General features: G+C 53.0%; 13 protein-coding genes. 3 read left to right on the forward strand and 10 right to left on the reverse strand.

Going from position 1 to position 14,650, the window contains the following annotated elements; genetic code table 11:
• Nucleotides 1-10 precede the first annotated feature (10 nt).
• The 6 genes from nuoF to lrhA form a co-directional block, all read right to left on the reverse strand.
• Nucleotides 11-1,357, reverse strand: coding sequence for an NADH-quinone oxidoreductase subunit NuoF (nuoF, locus tag HYQ67_RS07925; protein WP_202303088.1), 1,347 nt, complete (start codon nucleotides 1,355-1,357; stop codon nucleotides 11-13).
• Nucleotides 1,354-1,854 (reverse strand): NADH-quinone oxidoreductase subunit NuoE, encoded by a 501-nt coding sequence (gene nuoE, locus HYQ67_RS07930; RefSeq protein WP_202303090.1) that lies wholly within the window; start codon nucleotides 1,852-1,854, stop codon nucleotides 1,354-1,356. Before nuoE ends, nuoF begins: the two co-directional genes overlap by 4 nt.
• Nucleotides 1,855-1,856: 2 nt before the next feature.
• A complete protein-coding gene (gene nuoC, locus HYQ67_RS07935) occupies nucleotides 1,857-3,668 on the reverse strand; it encodes an NADH-quinone oxidoreductase subunit C/D (protein ID WP_202303092.1) in 1,812 nt (603 codons plus the stop codon).
• Nucleotides 3,669-3,758: 90 nt separating this feature from the next.
• Nucleotides 3,759-4,436: a NuoB/complex I 20 kDa subunit family protein gene (locus tag HYQ67_RS07940; protein WP_202303094.1), complete on the reverse strand. Its 678-nt coding sequence runs from the start codon at nucleotides 4,434-4,436 to the stop codon at nucleotides 3,759-3,761.
• Nucleotides 4,437-4,451: 15 nt separating this feature from the next.
• Nucleotides 4,452-4,898 carry an NADH-quinone oxidoreductase subunit NuoA gene (nuoA, locus tag HYQ67_RS07945; protein WP_202303096.1) on the reverse strand — a complete coding sequence of 149 codons (447 nt, stop codon included), beginning with the start codon at nucleotides 4,896-4,898 and terminating at the stop codon, nucleotides 4,452-4,454.
• A 633-nt stretch (nucleotides 4,899-5,531) separates the two neighbouring features.
• Nucleotides 5,532-6,467 carry a transcriptional regulator LrhA gene (gene lrhA, locus HYQ67_RS07950; RefSeq protein WP_202303098.1) on the reverse strand — a complete coding sequence of 312 codons (936 nt, stop codon included), beginning with the start codon at nucleotides 6,465-6,467 and terminating at the stop codon, nucleotides 5,532-5,534.
• Nucleotides 6,468-7,464: 997 nt separating this feature from the next.
• Here lrhA and alaA point away from each other — a divergent pair.
• Both alaA and yfbR read left to right on the forward strand, forming a co-directional pair.
• Nucleotides 7,465-8,679 (forward strand): alanine transaminase AlaA, encoded by a 1,215-nt coding sequence (gene alaA / locus HYQ67_RS07955; protein WP_202303100.1) that lies wholly within the window; start codon nucleotides 7,465-7,467, stop codon nucleotides 8,677-8,679.
• Nucleotides 8,680-8,762: 83 nt separating this feature from the next.
• The gene (gene yfbR / locus HYQ67_RS07960; RefSeq protein ID WP_202303102.1) at nucleotides 8,763-9,362 is read left to right on the forward strand and encodes a 5'-deoxynucleotidase; all 600 of its coding nucleotides are present in this window, start codon (nucleotides 8,763-8,765) and stop codon (nucleotides 9,360-9,362) included.
• Between the two features lie 109 nt (nucleotides 9,363-9,471).
• Here the strand turns inward: yfbR and HYQ67_RS07965 are convergent, their stop codons facing one another.
• The 4 genes from HYQ67_RS07965 to yfbV form a co-directional block, all read right to left on the reverse strand.
• Nucleotides 9,472-11,304, reverse strand: coding sequence for an SLC13 family permease (locus tag HYQ67_RS07965; RefSeq protein WP_202303104.1), 1,833 nt, complete (start codon nucleotides 11,302-11,304; stop codon nucleotides 9,472-9,474).
• A gap of 85 nt (nucleotides 11,305-11,389) precedes the next feature.
• The gene (locus HYQ67_RS07970; RefSeq protein ID WP_202303106.1) at nucleotides 11,390-12,070 is read right to left on the reverse strand and encodes a sugar phosphatase; all 681 of its coding nucleotides are present in this window, start codon (nucleotides 12,068-12,070) and stop codon (nucleotides 11,390-11,392) included.
• Nucleotides 12,063-12,557: a YfbU family protein gene (locus HYQ67_RS07975; RefSeq protein ID WP_202303108.1), complete on the reverse strand. Its 495-nt coding sequence runs from the start codon at nucleotides 12,555-12,557 to the stop codon at nucleotides 12,063-12,065. The genes HYQ67_RS07970 and HYQ67_RS07975 overlap by 8 nt, the downstream gene beginning before the upstream one ends.
• Nucleotides 12,558-12,654: 97 nt before the next feature.
• Nucleotides 12,655-13,110, reverse strand: a complete 456-nt coding sequence (gene yfbV / locus HYQ67_RS07980) for a terminus macrodomain insulation protein YfbV (protein WP_202303110.1) — start codon at nucleotides 13,108-13,110, stop codon at nucleotides 12,655-12,657.
• A 333-nt stretch (nucleotides 13,111-13,443) separates the two neighbouring features.
• On the opposite strand from yfbV, the gene ackA reads away from it, so the two are divergent.
• On the forward strand, nucleotides 13,444-14,646 hold the full coding sequence (gene ackA, locus HYQ67_RS07985) for an acetate kinase (protein ID WP_202303112.1): 1,203 nt from the start codon (nucleotides 13,444-13,446) through the stop codon (nucleotides 14,644-14,646).
• The last annotated feature ends 4 nt before the right edge of the window (nucleotides 14,647-14,650 follow it).

Consider the following 14,650-nt stretch of genomic DNA (forward strand, 5'->3'; position numbering starts at 1 on the left):
AGGGGCCATATCACCAGCGCGTTTTTAACAGGTTCGGCTGAATGCCACCGATGGCACGCAGATTTCCGAGATCCTGTTTGGCAATGCCTGCTTCGAATTCTTCGCGGAAATATTTAATCGCACTCTGCAATGGCTCAACCGCACCCGGCGCGTGCGCACAGAAGGTTTTACCCGGACCGAGGAAACGACACAGCTGCTCGAGCGTTTCGATATCCCCTGGCTGGCCTTCGCCACGCTCCAGCGCGCGCAGAATTTTTACGCTCCACGGCAGACCGTCACGGCAAGGTGTACACCAGCCGCAGGACTCGCGGGCAAAGAACTCTTCCAGGTTACGCACCAGCGGCACCATGCCAATTTCATGGTCCACGGCCATCGCCAGCGCCGTACCCAGACGGCTGCCTGCTTTACCGATGCTTTCAAATTCCATCGGCAGGTCGAGGTGGGCTTCGGTCAGGAAGTCTGTCCCTGCCCCGCCCGGCTGCCAGGCTTTGAATTTCAGGCCATCGCGCATGCCGCCCGCATAATCTTCAAGGATTTCACGGGCGGTGGTGCCGAACGGTAATTCCCAGAGTCCTGGGTTTTTCACGCGGCCCGAGAAGCCCATCAGTTTGGTGCCGGCGTCTTTGCTCAAGCCGCCGCCAATGCCCTGGTACCACTCCACGCCGTCCGCCAGAATCGCCGGTACGTTACACAGCGTTTCCACGTTGTTGACGCAGGTTGGTTTACCCCAGACACCGCTGGAAGCAGGGAAAGGCGGTTTTGAACGTGGGTTCGCGCGGCGGCCTTCCAGGGAGTTAATCAGCGCGGTTTCTTCACCGCAGATATAACGCCCGGCACCGGTGTGCACGATCAGTTCAAAATCAAAACCAGAACCGAGAATGTTTTTGCCAAGCAGGCCCGCTTCAGTCGCTTCGGCAATCGCACGGCGCAGGTTCGCTGCCGCTTCGATGTATTCGCCACGCAGGAAGATGTAGCCGCGGTACGCTTTCAGCGCGAAGGCGGAAATCAGCATGCCTTCGATCAGCAGGTGCGGCAGCTCTTCCATCAACAGGCGGTCTTTATAGGTGCCCGGCTCCATTTCATCGGCGTTACACAGCAGGTAACGGATGTTCATGGATTCGTCTTTCGGCATCAGGCTCCACTTCAGGCCAGTGGAGAAGCCCGCGCCGCCGCGGCCCTTCAGGCCCGCGTCTTTTACGGCGTTAACAATGTCGTCCGGCGCCATACCGGTTAATGCTTTACGCGCACCTTCATAACCGTTTTTGCTGCGATATTCATCCAGCCATACCGGCTGTTTGTCATCGCGCAACCGCCAGGTCAGCGGATGGGTTTCGGCAGTACGAATAATCGTCTTCATTTATACTGCTCCAGCAGGTCAGGGATCGCTTCCGGCGTCAGATGGCTGTGAGTATCGTCATCAATCATCATGGTCGGCCCTTTGTCGCAGTTGCCCAGACAGCAGGTCGGCAGCAGGGTAAAGCGACCATCAAACGTGGTCTGGCCCGGTTTGATATTCAGCTTCGCTTCGATAGCGGACTGAATGCCCTGGTAGCCCGTGATGTGGCAAACCACGCTGTCGCAGTAGCGAATCACGTGGCGGCCCACCGGCTGGCGGAAAATCTGGCTGTAAAAGGTGGCAACACCTTCGACGTCGCTGGCAGGAATGCCCAGCACGTCAGCGATGGCGTAAATTGCCCCGTCCGGCACCCAGCCACGCTGCTTCTGAACGATTTTCAGCGCTTCGATGGACGCGGCGCGAGCATCTTCATAGTGGTGTTTCTCGTGCTCGATCGCTTCACGCTCAGCCGCACTCAGCTCGAAAGCTTCGGTTTGTGGTTGTTGATTCTCGTGCATAGTTAGCGGTCCACATCTGACATGACAAAATCGATACTACCCAGATAGACAATCAGGTCAGAGACCAGGCTGCCGCGGATCGCCGCCGGGATTTGCTGCAGGTGCGCAAAGCTCGGGGTACGAATGCGGGTACGGTAGCTCATGGTGCTGCCGTCGCTGGTCAGGTAGTAACTGTTAATCCCCTTGGTTGCCTCAATCATCTGGAAGGATTCGTTGGCCGGCATGACCGGGCCCCAGGAAACCTGCAGGAAGTGAGTAATCAGGGTCTCGATATGCTGTAGCGTGCGCTCTTTCGGCGGCGGCGTGGTCAGCGGGTGATCCGCCTTGAACGGGCCAGCAGGCATGTTTTTTAGGCACTGGTCAAGAATACGCAGGCTTTGGCGCAGCTCTTCGACTTTTAGAGTAAGACGCGTGTAGCAATCGCTGATGCCACCGCCCACTGGAATTTCAAAGTCGAAGTTTTCATAGCCAGAATAAGGACGGGCTTTACGGATATCGAAGTCGACGCCGGTTGCGCGCAGGCCTGCACCTGTTGTGCCCCACTCCAGCGCTTCTTTCTTGCCGTAAGCCGCAACGCCCTGAGAACGGCCTTTCAGGATGGTGTTGCGAATCGCCGCTTTTTCGTATTCGGCCAGACGCTTCGGCATCCACTCGAGGAACTCTTTCAGCAGACGTTCCCAGCCGTTCGGCAGATCGTGCGCCACACCGCCGATACGGAACCACGCCGGGTGCATACGGAAGCCGGTAATCGCTTCAACCAGATCGTAGATTTTCTGACGGTCAGTAAACGCGAAGAACACCGGCGTCATCGCCCCAACGTCCTGAATGAACGTGGAGATATACAGCAGGTGGCTGTTGATACGGAACAGCTCGGAGAGCATGACGCGGATAACATCAACGCGCTCAGGCACCTTGATGCCCGCCAGTTTCTCAACGGCCAGCACGTATGGCATCTCGTTCACGCAGCCGCCGAGATACTCGATACGGTCGGTGTACGGAATGTAGCTGTGCCAGGACTGGCGCTCGCCCATTTTCTCAGCGCCACGGTGGTGATAGCCGATATCCGGTACGCAATCGACAATCTCTTCACCGTCGAGCTGCAGGATGATACGGAATGCACCGTGTGCGGACGGGTGGTTTGGACCCAGGTTCAGGAACATGAAGTCTTCATGTTCGCTGCTGCGCTTCATGCCCCAGTCTTCAGGCTTGAAGGTCAGCGCTTCCATCTCCAGATCTTCTTTCTGTTTGGTTAACTCAAACGGATCGAATTCGGTGGCGCGAGCTGGGTAGTCTTTACGCAGCGGGTGCCCTTCCCACGTAGGCGGCATCATGATGCGCGTCAGGTGCGGGTGGCCGGTAAAGGTGATGCCAAACATTTCCCAGGTTTCACGCTCGTACCAGTTGGCGTTCGGGAAGAGTTTGGTGATTGTCGGCACGTTCAGATCGTTTTCTGAGAAGGCCACCTTGAGCATGATGTCGCGGTTGCGATCGATAGAAATCAGGTGGTAGAAAACGGAAAAATCCGCGGCCGGTAAACCGTCGCGGTGAGTTCTGAGACGCTCGTCCATGCCATGTAAGTCGAACAACATGACATAAGGCTTCGGCAATCTTTTCAGGAAATCGATGACTTCCAGTAGCTGTTCTCGCTTCACCCAGACTACCGGTACCCCGGTGCGGGTTGGCTGAATGCTGAAAGCATCCGGCCCAAAACGGTTACGCAATTCGCCAATTACCGGATCGTCCAGGTGATCCCTTGTCTGCCAGGCTGGCATGGCGGCGTCTTGCGCGGTTAAATCGGTCATATTTCTCACCATTGCAAATGGTTCTGTAATGACTGTCGGCCAGCAGCTCCGCGCTAATATTATTGATATGCGAAGCTGTGTTGTGCGGGCGACAGGCGCAAATTAAATTTCGTCAGGCGACCTCAGATTGGTCACTGCAATTCGCTCGCCGCGCTTACGCTCGCGCTCGGACTGCATATTGGCGCGGTAAACGCCCTGATCGCCAACAACCCACGACAGCGGGCGACGCTCTTTCCCAATCGACTCTTGCAGCAGCATCAGCGCCTGCATGTAGGCTTCCGGACGCGGCGGGCAGCCTGGGATGTAAACGTCAACTGGCAGGAATTTATCCACACCTTGCACGACAGAATAGATGTCGTACATGCCGCCTGAGTTGGCACAAGCCCCCATGGAGATAACCCATTTTGGCTCAAGCATCTGGTCGTAAAGGCGCTGAATAACCGGAGCCATTTTGGTGAAGCAGGTACCGGCAATCACCATCAGGTCAGCCTGACGAGGAGACGCACGCAGTACTTCTGCACCAAAACGGGCCACGTCATGCACGGCGGTAAACGAGGTCACCATCTCTACATAGCAGCAAGAAAGGCCAAAGTTATATGGCCAAATAGAGTTTTTGCGTCCCCAGTTAACCATGTCGTGCATGGCATGTTCGAGCTTGCCCATGTAGACGCTACGGTTAATTTCTGCGTCAAGAGGATCGGTTACGACTTCCTGTTTTTGCAGGGGATAACGGTCGTTCTCACCGTTGTTGGGGTCTATGCGGGTGAGCGTATAGTCCATCTTAATGCCTCGCTGTTACTGCGTATGACGGTTAGTGTGACTGTCGGTTTCTGAGTTGATTTGGGCGCGGCGCGAACGCGCAGGAGTCCAATCGAGCGCGCCAATACGCACCAGATACACCAGGCCTGCCAGTAACACTAAAATGAAAATTGCGGCTTCCGCGAAACCGATCCAGCCACTTTCACGAATGGAAGTAGACCACGCATAGAGATACAGGGCTTCCACGTCGAAAATCACGAAGAACATGGCCACCAGGTAAAACTTAGCGGAAAGGCGTAAACGCGCGGAACCAACGGAGTCAATACCTGACTCGAAGGGGGTGTTCTTGTGCCGGCCCTGGGCTCTCCCGCCGAGGAACCATGGTCCGATCAGCATTACGCAACACAGACCAATAGCAACAATAAGAAACACAGCGAACGCCCAATGGTGAGCGATAACTTCAGTGGATGTTGACATACTCATTGCTTACTCATCAAAAGTGGCACCAAAAACCTCTGCACTTGGCTTGCAGACGGACACCACATCGATTCATGGGGAGGAACAAATAACCTTACAATAACTGCCGGAAAATAAGATTTTACCAGCAAATTGATGGGGTTTTTTACTCCTTTCTATAACCTTTTGTCAACTTTAACAAAAGTATCCACACATTAATTTACATCGACGTCAATTCATTAACAATTAATGCGTTAATACTCGGTGTCACTGAGTTATTAATCAGCTTTGACTGATGGTGAATCGTGTCCGTAAAGCATGGAAAAATATGCAGCCCCTCTATTTTGGCAGGAAATCACAACTATTCCTCCCCCTAATAGGGAGTATTTTCTTGATCTGAGACACGCTTTTGTTAATTCGCGTTGTAAAGGAGCAACATTGCCGCCCTTTTTTTAACATTTATCGGGACTTTCAACTTGTCAAAGCTGAATGATGCGAAGTATACACGCTTTCAACTAACTAATTGTTTGCTAGATATTTTTTATTGGATAAAAATAAATAACAGCACTTATCGCAAACAAACAGGCCGCTGGAGTGAAAATCCCCTTCAGCGGCCTGTTTTTTACAGCTAACAAATTGTTACTAACAAAATGCCCAAAACTACTCGGTATCTCGCTCAGCGAGCAGCGGATCGTCACCTGCTGGCGAAGTTTCGCCATAACGGTAGGGATTTGGGCTGGTTTCCATCGCGCTGAAGATAGCCTGGGCCATTTCGTTGCTGGTGTGCGGATCCCGACAGAGCAGATAGCGGGTGTCCGGCATCGGCGGTAAACCATCTGCGGACCCTAAAACGCGTAGCTCGGGACTCATCATCTCTACAGGGCGCGCAGTGATACCCAGACCAGCCTTCACCGCTGCACGTACAGCAGAAAGCGTAGAGGCAACATACGAAATACGCCACGGAATGCCTTCAGCATTAAGATATTCAAGCATCATATCCCGGTATGGGCTGGGATCGTCGAGCATGACCAGCGGGACAGCCTCCCCTTTCTGAAAAACATAATCCGCCGCGCAGTACCACAATGTGGGTGAGGTGCGCAGAACGATAGAGTCGAAATGGGCAGGTTTGGACGTGGTCACCACCAAATCAACTTCCTGCTGGTTCAGCATTTCAATCATGAAAGGATTACGTTTGACGCGAACATCCAGCGCAAGCTTCGGATAGACAGAGCTAATCCGATTAAGCAGGAAGGGTAAAATCGTGTCCGCTGTTTCATCGGATGCGCCAAGCGTCAGCACGCCCTGCAAATTACTGAACATTAATGACGTGCAGGCTTCATCGTTGAAACGGAGAATTTTTCGTGCGTAGCCCAACAGCTGGATACCGTGCTCGGTCAACAGCTTGTTACGACCGTGACGTGCAAAGAGCTCTTTACCAACCAACTGCTCCAGGCGTTGCATCTGCTGGCTAACGGCGGATTGAGTGCGACGTACCGCTGCGGCAGCGGCCGCAAAAGTGTTTAGATCGGCAACCGCAACAAAAGTCCTCAGCAGATCGAGGTCGAGATTAAGTATCTGACGATTTGCGTTAATCATAATTTTTTCACTAGTAGGTTGCTCTTACGAGTCTGCCCTTGTTCTATTGCTGTGATTTATCAAAGAGATAAAGCAATTCCATTTACAGAACGTTCCATGAAGGCGTCTGCTGCCATTCGGGCAGCCGCTCTGTTTTTTTAATATTTATTTCCGCTGTGTGTTCTCTATTTTGAGAAAATCACTGCGGGATATCGCGCCAACTAATACAACATACAAATAATCGTCTTGTCATACCAGTATGTTTAATTAAAATGACGTAATAATTTTAATCTCACTTCTGACACTACTTTATTTATTCATTACCGTATGTATGAAACGGTGGCAGCTTAGCACCAGCTCGGGAGGACAAGGCGCCCAGTGCAGAGGAGCTATCAAACAGATACCAGTGAACAGCCAGTAAAACAGGGGATTATCAAAAAAGAGAGACTGTAAACCTACCTTATTGCGTAGGGGGTATCTTACCGCAAACCAAGCAAACTTATAAGATGACATGCGAATTATCTGATCTTATTCTCTTTTTTCGCATTTCACTCACGAAATTATTCTTAACTTGTACTGGTTTTGTCACGCCCTATAATAAATCTCTCTTAACTATTATCACTGCATATAATAATCACATCCTTGACCACTATTATAAACATCTTCTTAACGCCACCCCTGTGCTATTCAATTTGCTGCATGAACATTCATTTTTTCTAATATTTTGCTCACTCTCCCTGTCACCTCACTCCACGACTCCCCTGGCCGCTCCAGGTTAGATCAGTGGATAAAATCACGCACAAAGGCCAGAGCGAGATTGATACACCAACTAATTACAAATTTAGAATATTAAGCTCCACAAACCAAACGGTTAACATAGCTTTCTCACTATTCATCAGCAATGCGTCAACGCCACCTGTTCACTCGCCTCGCTTCAAATCTCAGTCAGGCAGGAGTACATTGGTGGCTGGTTGCTTCCACGGCAGGAAGTAACGCTAACATTTAAGGTCGAAGGTTCATGTCCCCTATCGAAAAATCCAGCAAATTAGATAACGTCTGTTACGACATTCGCGGTCCGGTTCTTAAAGAGGCGAAACGCCTGGAAGAAGAAGGCCATAAAGTGCTTAAGCTGAACATCGGCAATCCTGCGCCGTTTGGCTTTGACGCCCCGGATGAAATCCTTGTCGATGTGATCCGCAATCTTCCGACCGCGCAAGGATATTGCGATTCGAAAGGGTTGTACTCTGCGCGCAAGGCTATCATGCAGCATTACCAGGCCCGTGGTATGCGTGACGTAACCGTCGAAGACATTTATATCGGCAACGGTGTATCCGAGCTGATTGTTCAATCTATGCAGGCGCTGCTGAATAGCGGTGACGAAATGCTGGTCCCGGCACCGGATTACCCACTCTGGACCGCCGCAGTCTCTCTTTCCGGCGGCAAAGCGGTGCACTACCTGTGTGATGAATCCGCAGACTGGTTCCCGGACCTCGACGATATCCGCGCCAAAATCACGCCCCGCACCCGCGGCATCGTAATTATCAACCCGAATAACCCAACCGGGGCAGTCTATTCGAAAGAGCTGCTGATGGAGATCGTTGAGCTGGCGCGCCAGCACAACCTGATCATCTTCGCGGATGAAATCTACGACAAAATTCTTTATGACGAAGCAGAGCATATCTCCATCGCCACGCTGGCACCGGATCTGCTGACCATTACCTTTAACGGCTTGTCTAAAACCTACCGTGTGGCAGGTTTCCGCCAGGGTTGGATGGTGCTGAGCGGGCCGAAAAAGCACGCCAAAGGCTATATAGAAGGGCTGGAAATGCTCGCGTCTATGCGCCTGTGTGCCAACGTGCCTGCACAGCATGCCATTCAGACCGCGCTAGGCGGCTACCAAAGCATTAGCGAATTTATCGTTCCGGGCGGACGTCTGTATGAACAGCGTAACCGCGCCTGGGAGCTGATCAATGACATTCCTGGCGTTTCCTGCGTGAAGCCGCGCGGCGCGCTGTATATGTTCCCGAAGATCGACGCTAAGCGGTTTAATATTCACGACGACCAGAAAATGGTGCTGGATTTCCTGCTTCAGGAAAAAGTACTGCTGGTTCAGGGGTCCGCCTTTAACTGGCCATGGCCCGATCACGTGCGTATTGTCACACTGCCGCGCGTGGACGATCTGGAGATGTCGATCAACAAATTGGGTCGTTTCCTCGGCCACTACCACCAGTAATTTAAGATATCAGGGTGGTCGCCCACCCTCTTTCCGGTGGGTGACGCTCTGTTTACCCGCCCTACGCACAAATCGGTGATCCCATGAGTCAAAGCCATTTCTTCGCCCATCTTTCCCGCCTGAAACTCATCAATCGCTGGCCGCTAATGCGCAATGTACGCACTGAAAATGTTTCGGAGCACAGTCTGCAGGTAGCAATGGTTGCCCACGCGCTTGCGGCGATCAAAAACCGTAAATTCAATGGCAATGTGAACGCAGAACGCATTGCGCTACTCGCGATGTACCATGATGCCAGCGAAGTCTTAACCGGTGATCTGCCTACTCCGGTGAAATACTTCAACTCTCAGATTGCGCATGAGTACAAAGCCATTGAGAAAATAGCCCAGCAGAAGCTGATTGATATGGTACCGCAGGAGCTGCGGGATATCTGGGCGCCGCTGATTGATGAACATCAATGCAGCGAAGAAGAGAGAGCCATTGTGAAACAGGCCGATGCGCTATGCGCCTACCTGAAATGCCTTGAAGAGCTGTCCGCCGGTAACAATGAATTCCTGCTGGCAAAAAGCCGTCTGGAAAAAACGCTCGCTGACCGGCACAGCGAAGAGATGGACTATTTTATGAACGTATTTGTGCCAAGCTTCCAGCTGTCGCTCGATGAAATCAGCCAGGATTCCCCGCTTTAGGTCTTTCGATTCCGGTGGATGACGCTTGCGCTTCTCCCCCTACAATATTGGTCTGAAACATAGGTCGGATAAGCGTTAGCGCCATCCGACATTTCCAGCAAAATTCATCTCAAAACGGAAACAGCATCGGCACCATCACCACGCTAACCACCATCACAATCACCGTAAACGGCACGCCCAGCTTCACAAAGTCGCTGAACTTATAGTTTCCAGGCCCCAGTACCAGCGTGTTGACCGGAGAGGAAACCGGAGTCATAAATGCGGCAGAAGCGGCAAGCGCCACAATCATCGCAAACGGATAAGGGGAAACGCCCATTGATTTTGCCGCCGCCAGAGCAATCGGCGCCATTAACACCGCCGTTGCGGTATTGGAGATAAACAGCCCGATAGCCGCGCACATCACGAACAGGCACACCAGCATGATGTACGGTCCGTATCCGCCGCCGAAGGACATTAATCCGCTGACGATTAAATCCACCCCACCGGTTTTTTGCAGCGCCAGCGCAAACGGCATCATGCCGACGATCAGGATGATGCTCGGCCAGTGAATCGCCTTGTAGGCGCTTTCCATATCAATACAGCGGAATTTCCCCATCAGCAGGCAGGCAATAATCGCCGCAATGGGGTTGGGAATCTCGTCTGTCAGCATCAGAGCAACCATCAGGGCCAGGCAGAAAATCGCATGCGGCGCCTGGCTGTGGGCGGGTGAGGCTTCCCCCTCCTCCACCGGCAGGTTCAACACCAGGAAATCGCGGCTCTTCTGATTCAGCTGGCTGATGAGCTTCCAGTCCCCGACCACCAGCAGAATGTCTCCTAACTGAAGCGATTCATCGACTAACACACCTTCCAGCGCCTCGCCGTTGCGTTTAAGCCCGACAATATTCAGCCCGTAGCGGGTACGAAAACCGATTTCACGAAGCGTCTGCCCGATAAGCTCGGAATCGGGGATCATCGACACTTCCGCCATGCCCACGTCCAGCGCCTGGTCAGAGAAGTAGTCTCCTCGCAGCACCATTGGCTCCAGCATCTGCTGGGTGCAAAACTCCCTGAGATCCACATCCGAGGCGGACATATCGATCAGCAGTACGTCGCGGGCGCGGAACTCCGTCACCCCGGTCACGTTGACGATCACCCGGCGGAATTTACGCCAGCGCTCCAGGCCAATCACGTTGGCCCCGTAACGCTCACGAAGTTTTAAATCATCCAGCCGACGACCGACCATTGGAGAACCCGCGCGGATCGCCAGGCGACGGGCGCGTCCGGTCAGACGATATTCTTTAATCAGGTCACGGAACGTGCGTCGCTTCCACCCTGCCTTGCCGTCTTCTTTGCTTTGGCCGTTAAGCGCAAAACGAGCGAACAGCATATACACGACGCCCAGCACCAGTACGACAAGACCGATTGGCGTCACGCTAAAGAAGTTGAAGCCCTGCAGCCCTTCGCGCAGCAGTTCGCTGTTGATAACCAGGTTAGGTGGCGTGGCGACCAGCGTCATCATGCCGCTGATAAGCCCGGCGAAGCTCAGCGGCATCATTAGCCGCGCCGGGGAGATTTTCATGCGCATGGAAACGCTGAGTACAACGGGGATAAAGATGGCGACTACGCCGGTGGAGCTCATAAAGGCGCCCAGTCCGGCGACGGTGAGCATCAGCAGGATCAGCATTTTGGTTTCGCTGCTGCCCGCGGCGCTGACCAGCCACGATCCCATCTTAGTGGCGACGCCGGTACGCACCAGCCCGTCACCGATAATAAAGAGGGCAGCTATCAGAATAACGTTCGGGTCGCTGAAACCGGAAAACGCCTCGCTGAGCGTCAGGGTACCGCTAAGCACAAAGGCGACAACCACAAGTAGCGCAATGGCATCCATCCGAACCTTGCCGGTAGCAAACAGCACGACGGCAATGCCCAACAACGATAACACCCACACCAATTCCGAATTCAAAACGCGTCCTTGTTTTCCGAAAACTAAGCGAATGCGCTGAGAATGCCATAAAAAAACCCCGCCGGTGCGGGGTTAAATCATGGGATCAGTGTTTTCTTAGCACTTCAACATTACCGTCCGGTAATTTCTGAATCAGCAGTTCGGTGAGGGACTTCAATGCATAGTCAACGTGTTCGAGACGAGGCGTATCGGCAGGAGCATTTACCGCAATAACGTGGCAACCTGCCGCCAGACCTGAAAGGATCCCCGCAGGGGCATCTTCCACCACCACACACTCTTCCGGCTCAAGACCCAGCAGCTGCGCGCCCAACAAATACGCATCCGGCTCTGGTTTGCCGCGTGCCACACGTTCTGCGGTGACGAAAACCTCTGGCTCCGGCAGACCACCCGCCAGGCGGCGCGCGGCGGCAACCGGCACCGAACCAGAGGTGACTATCGCCCAGGGAATGCCCGCTTCGTTAAGATGAGTCAGCAGCTCAACCGCACCCGGCAGCGCCGTGACGCCATCGGTGTCTTCAGATTCAATTTTCTCAAGGCGAAGAAACTCCTGCTGGATCTCTTCTTCAGAGGCCCCTGCCATAAAATGGCGCAGTGAAGTGATCGCTTGCTTGCCGTGGATAAAGCCAAGCACCTCCTGCGGAGAAATATCGAAACGCTGTGCCCAGTTGACCCACGCGCGCTCAACGGCCGGCAGAGAGTCCACCAGCGTACCGTCCAAATCAAACAGGAAACCTTTACACTTCACCACACGTCTGTCCTCAGGCATTGATAATCTGCGCGATTTCGTTCGCACTTAAGTGATACTGACGTGGACAGGACTGCCACACTTTCAGCATACGTTGATATTTTTCCCACATCGGGGTCTGGGCATTGAAGCCATGCGTGCCCGCGTCGAAGTGCGCATAGCGGCCTTCAACGTTAACCATAAAGCGCACGTAGCCCAGGAAGCGCGCTTCGGTTGCGGCATCGAACCCCAGGAAAGTCACGCGGCGTTCGTCAATACTCTGGCTGTCTTTCAGGTTGGTCCAGGAAACGTGCAGCGCGTGATACATCTCCATGATGTCGATAACGGTGCGGCAGGTTTCTTCGGTCAGCTGGCCAAACTCGCGGTCGAGTTCGCGCATCTGCAGGCCGTAGCCGCGCTCGATGATAGTTTGCAGACGGCGATAACGCTCGGCGTTGTCCGGGTCAAGCATGGTCATCATTTTGTACTGATTAGATAAAATCAGACGCTGGGCGTGAGTCATTTCCATTTCTGGCTCCTGTAGTCATGGAAAAAAGTGCAAAGAATAAGCAGTAAAATACCCTGCTAAAAAACAGGCTTCCTTTATATGCGCAACCGTACGGCAATTACAAATCATCGAGGAAAGTTTTATCCAGCTGATTAAAGGCGCGTTTAAGCACATCGGCCAGTGCCTGATAATCTGGTTTGCCTTCAACGGGTGCCAGCGCCTGTCCGGCCTCTTCAAGTTTACCGCGCACTTCGTAGTACCAGCTCAGGAGGGTTGGCGGCAGCGGCGTCACGGAGCGTTTGCCCAGCCACCACAGCCCCTGCATCGGCAGGCTACAGGCAAAAAGTGCGGTTGCTACGGCGGGTCCAGGCTGGCCGCCAAGGGCGATTTGCCAGGTCAACGTGAAGATGGCGAGCGGAGGCATAAAGCGGATCGCAAAGCGGGTGGCGCGGATCACGCGGTTTTCGACAAAGATAGGGGCGAGGCGTTTATCCACGGGCCAGGTCTTTGAATAATGCTGGCCACGACCAAAAAGGCTGAACCAGCTTATGTGGCTATTCTGGGGTGTCGACATGGCTTTACCTCAACTTCACATATAAAAAATAAAATTTTTGTGCAAGACAACAACTCTATATGACATCATTCAAAATATTTTGTCTTTACGGGCCACGGAGGTTATCCTGTGCCGGCTTTTGATGGTCGTAGCCGGGAAACCCGCGCCTGTCAAATTATCACTCTACTCGCCTTTGCCGAAAAAATGCGCAAAATGGCGTAAACTCAAGAGACTTTCTTCGCCATGCCAGAAAAACCACTTTGGCATGACGTTAATCATAAATGTCAGCCTCTTCATGCGCTACGCTGAGAGACTATCTGACGTTTTTTTAGCCACGTAAAAGTAGGTACTTCCATGTCGAGTAAGTTAGTACTGGTTCTGAACTGCGGTAGCTCCTCACTGAAATTCGCAATCATTGATGCATCAAACGGTGACGAGTACCTCTCTGGTTTAGCCGAATGTTTCCATCTTCCTGAAGCCCGTATCAAGTGGAAAATGGATGGCGGTAAACAAGAAGCGGCTTTAGGTGCAGGCGCCGCTCACAGTGAAGCTCTTAACTATATGGTTAATACCATTCTGGCACAAAAACCAGAGTTGTCCGAGCAACTGACCGCAATCGGCCACCGCATCGTCCATGGCGGCGAAAAATACACCAGCTCCGTCGTTATCGACGACTCTGTTATTCAGGGTATCAAAGATTCTGCCTCTTTTGCACCGCTGCATAACCCGGCGCACCTGATCGGTATCGCTGAAGCGCTGAAATCCTTCCCGAAACTGGCTGATAAAAACGTTGCCGTGTTTGACACCGCGTTCCATCAGACCATGCCGGAAGAATCTTACCTCTACGCCCTGCCGTACAAACTGTACAAAGAGCACGGCGTTCGTCGCTACGGCGCACACGGCACCAGCCACTTCTATGTGACTCAGGAAGCGGCAAAAATGCTCAACAAGCCGGTAAACGAAGTGAACATCATCACTTGCCACCTGGGCAACGGCGGTTCTGTTTCTGCTATCCGTAACGGCGAATGTGTTGATACTTCTATGGGTCTGACCCCGCTGGAAGGTCTGGTCATGGGCACCCGTTCTGGTGACATCGACCCGGCTATCATCTTCCACCTGCACGACTCCCTGGGCATGAGCGTTGAAGACATCAACAAAATGCTGACCAAAGAGTCTGGCCTGCTGGGTCTGACCGAAGTCACCAGCGACTGCCGTTATGTTGAAGATAACTACGAAACCAAAGCTGACGCTAAGCGTGCAATGGACGTTTATTGCCACCGTCTGGCGAAATACATCGGCTCTTACACTGCGCTGATGGACGGTCGTCTGGACGCGGTAGTGTTCACCGGTGGTATCGGTGAAAACGCGGCAATGGTACGTGAACTGTCTCTGGGCAAACTGGGCGTTCTGGGCTTTGAAGTTGACCACGAACGTAACCTGGCCGCTCGTTTCGGCAAGTCTGGCTACATCAACAAAGAGGGTACCCGCCCGGCGGTGGTCATTCCGACCAACGAAGAGCTGGTTATCGCTCAGGATGCATCTCGCCTGACAGCCTGATTCT

Origin of the sequence: Dryocola clanedunensis subsp. sulfonylureivorans (assembly GCF_016756775.1) — a bacterium.
Classification (GTDB): Bacteria; Pseudomonadota; Gammaproteobacteria; order Enterobacterales; family Enterobacteriaceae; genus Dryocola; species Dryocola clanedunensis.

What these genes read in the sequence shown, in the direction of transcription:
- nuoF (WP_202303088.1), bottom strand. Translation starts at nt 1,357, where the DNA reads ATGAAGACGATTATTCGTACTGCCGAAACCCATCCGCTGACCTGGCGG.
- nuoE (WP_202303090.1), bottom strand. Translation starts at nt 1,854, where the DNA reads ATGCACGAGAATCAACAACCACAAACCGAAGCTTTCGAGCTGAGTGCG.
- nuoC (WP_202303092.1), bottom strand. Translation starts at nt 3,668, where the DNA reads ATGGTGAGAAATATGACCGATTTAACCGCGCAAGACGCCGCCATGCCA.
- HYQ67_RS07940 (WP_202303094.1), bottom strand. Translation starts at nt 4,436, where the DNA reads ATGGACTATACGCTCACCCGCATAGACCCCAACAACGGTGAGAACGAC.
- nuoA (WP_202303096.1), bottom strand. Translation starts at nt 4,898, where the DNA reads ATGAGTATGTCAACATCCACTGAAGTTATCGCTCACCATTGGGCGTTC.
- lrhA (WP_202303098.1), bottom strand. Translation starts at nt 6,467, where the DNA reads ATGATTAACGCAAATCGTCAGATACTTAATCTCGACCTCGATCTGCTG.
- alaA (WP_202303100.1), top strand. Translation starts at nt 7,465, where the DNA reads ATGTCCCCTATCGAAAAATCCAGCAAATTAGATAACGTCTGTTACGAC.
- yfbR (WP_202303102.1), top strand. Translation starts at nt 8,763, where the DNA reads ATGAGTCAAAGCCATTTCTTCGCCCATCTTTCCCGCCTGAAACTCATC.
- HYQ67_RS07970 (WP_202303106.1), bottom strand. Translation starts at nt 12,070, where the DNA reads ATGCCTGAGGACAGACGTGTGGTGAAGTGTAAAGGTTTCCTGTTTGAT.
- HYQ67_RS07975 (WP_202303108.1), bottom strand. Translation starts at nt 12,557, where the DNA reads ATGGAAATGACTCACGCCCAGCGTCTGATTTTATCTAATCAGTACAAA.
- yfbV (WP_202303110.1), bottom strand. Translation starts at nt 13,110, where the DNA reads ATGTCGACACCCCAGAATAGCCACATAAGCTGGTTCAGCCTTTTTGGT.
- ackA (WP_202303112.1), top strand. Translation starts at nt 13,444, where the DNA reads ATGTCGAGTAAGTTAGTACTGGTTCTGAACTGCGGTAGCTCCTCACTG.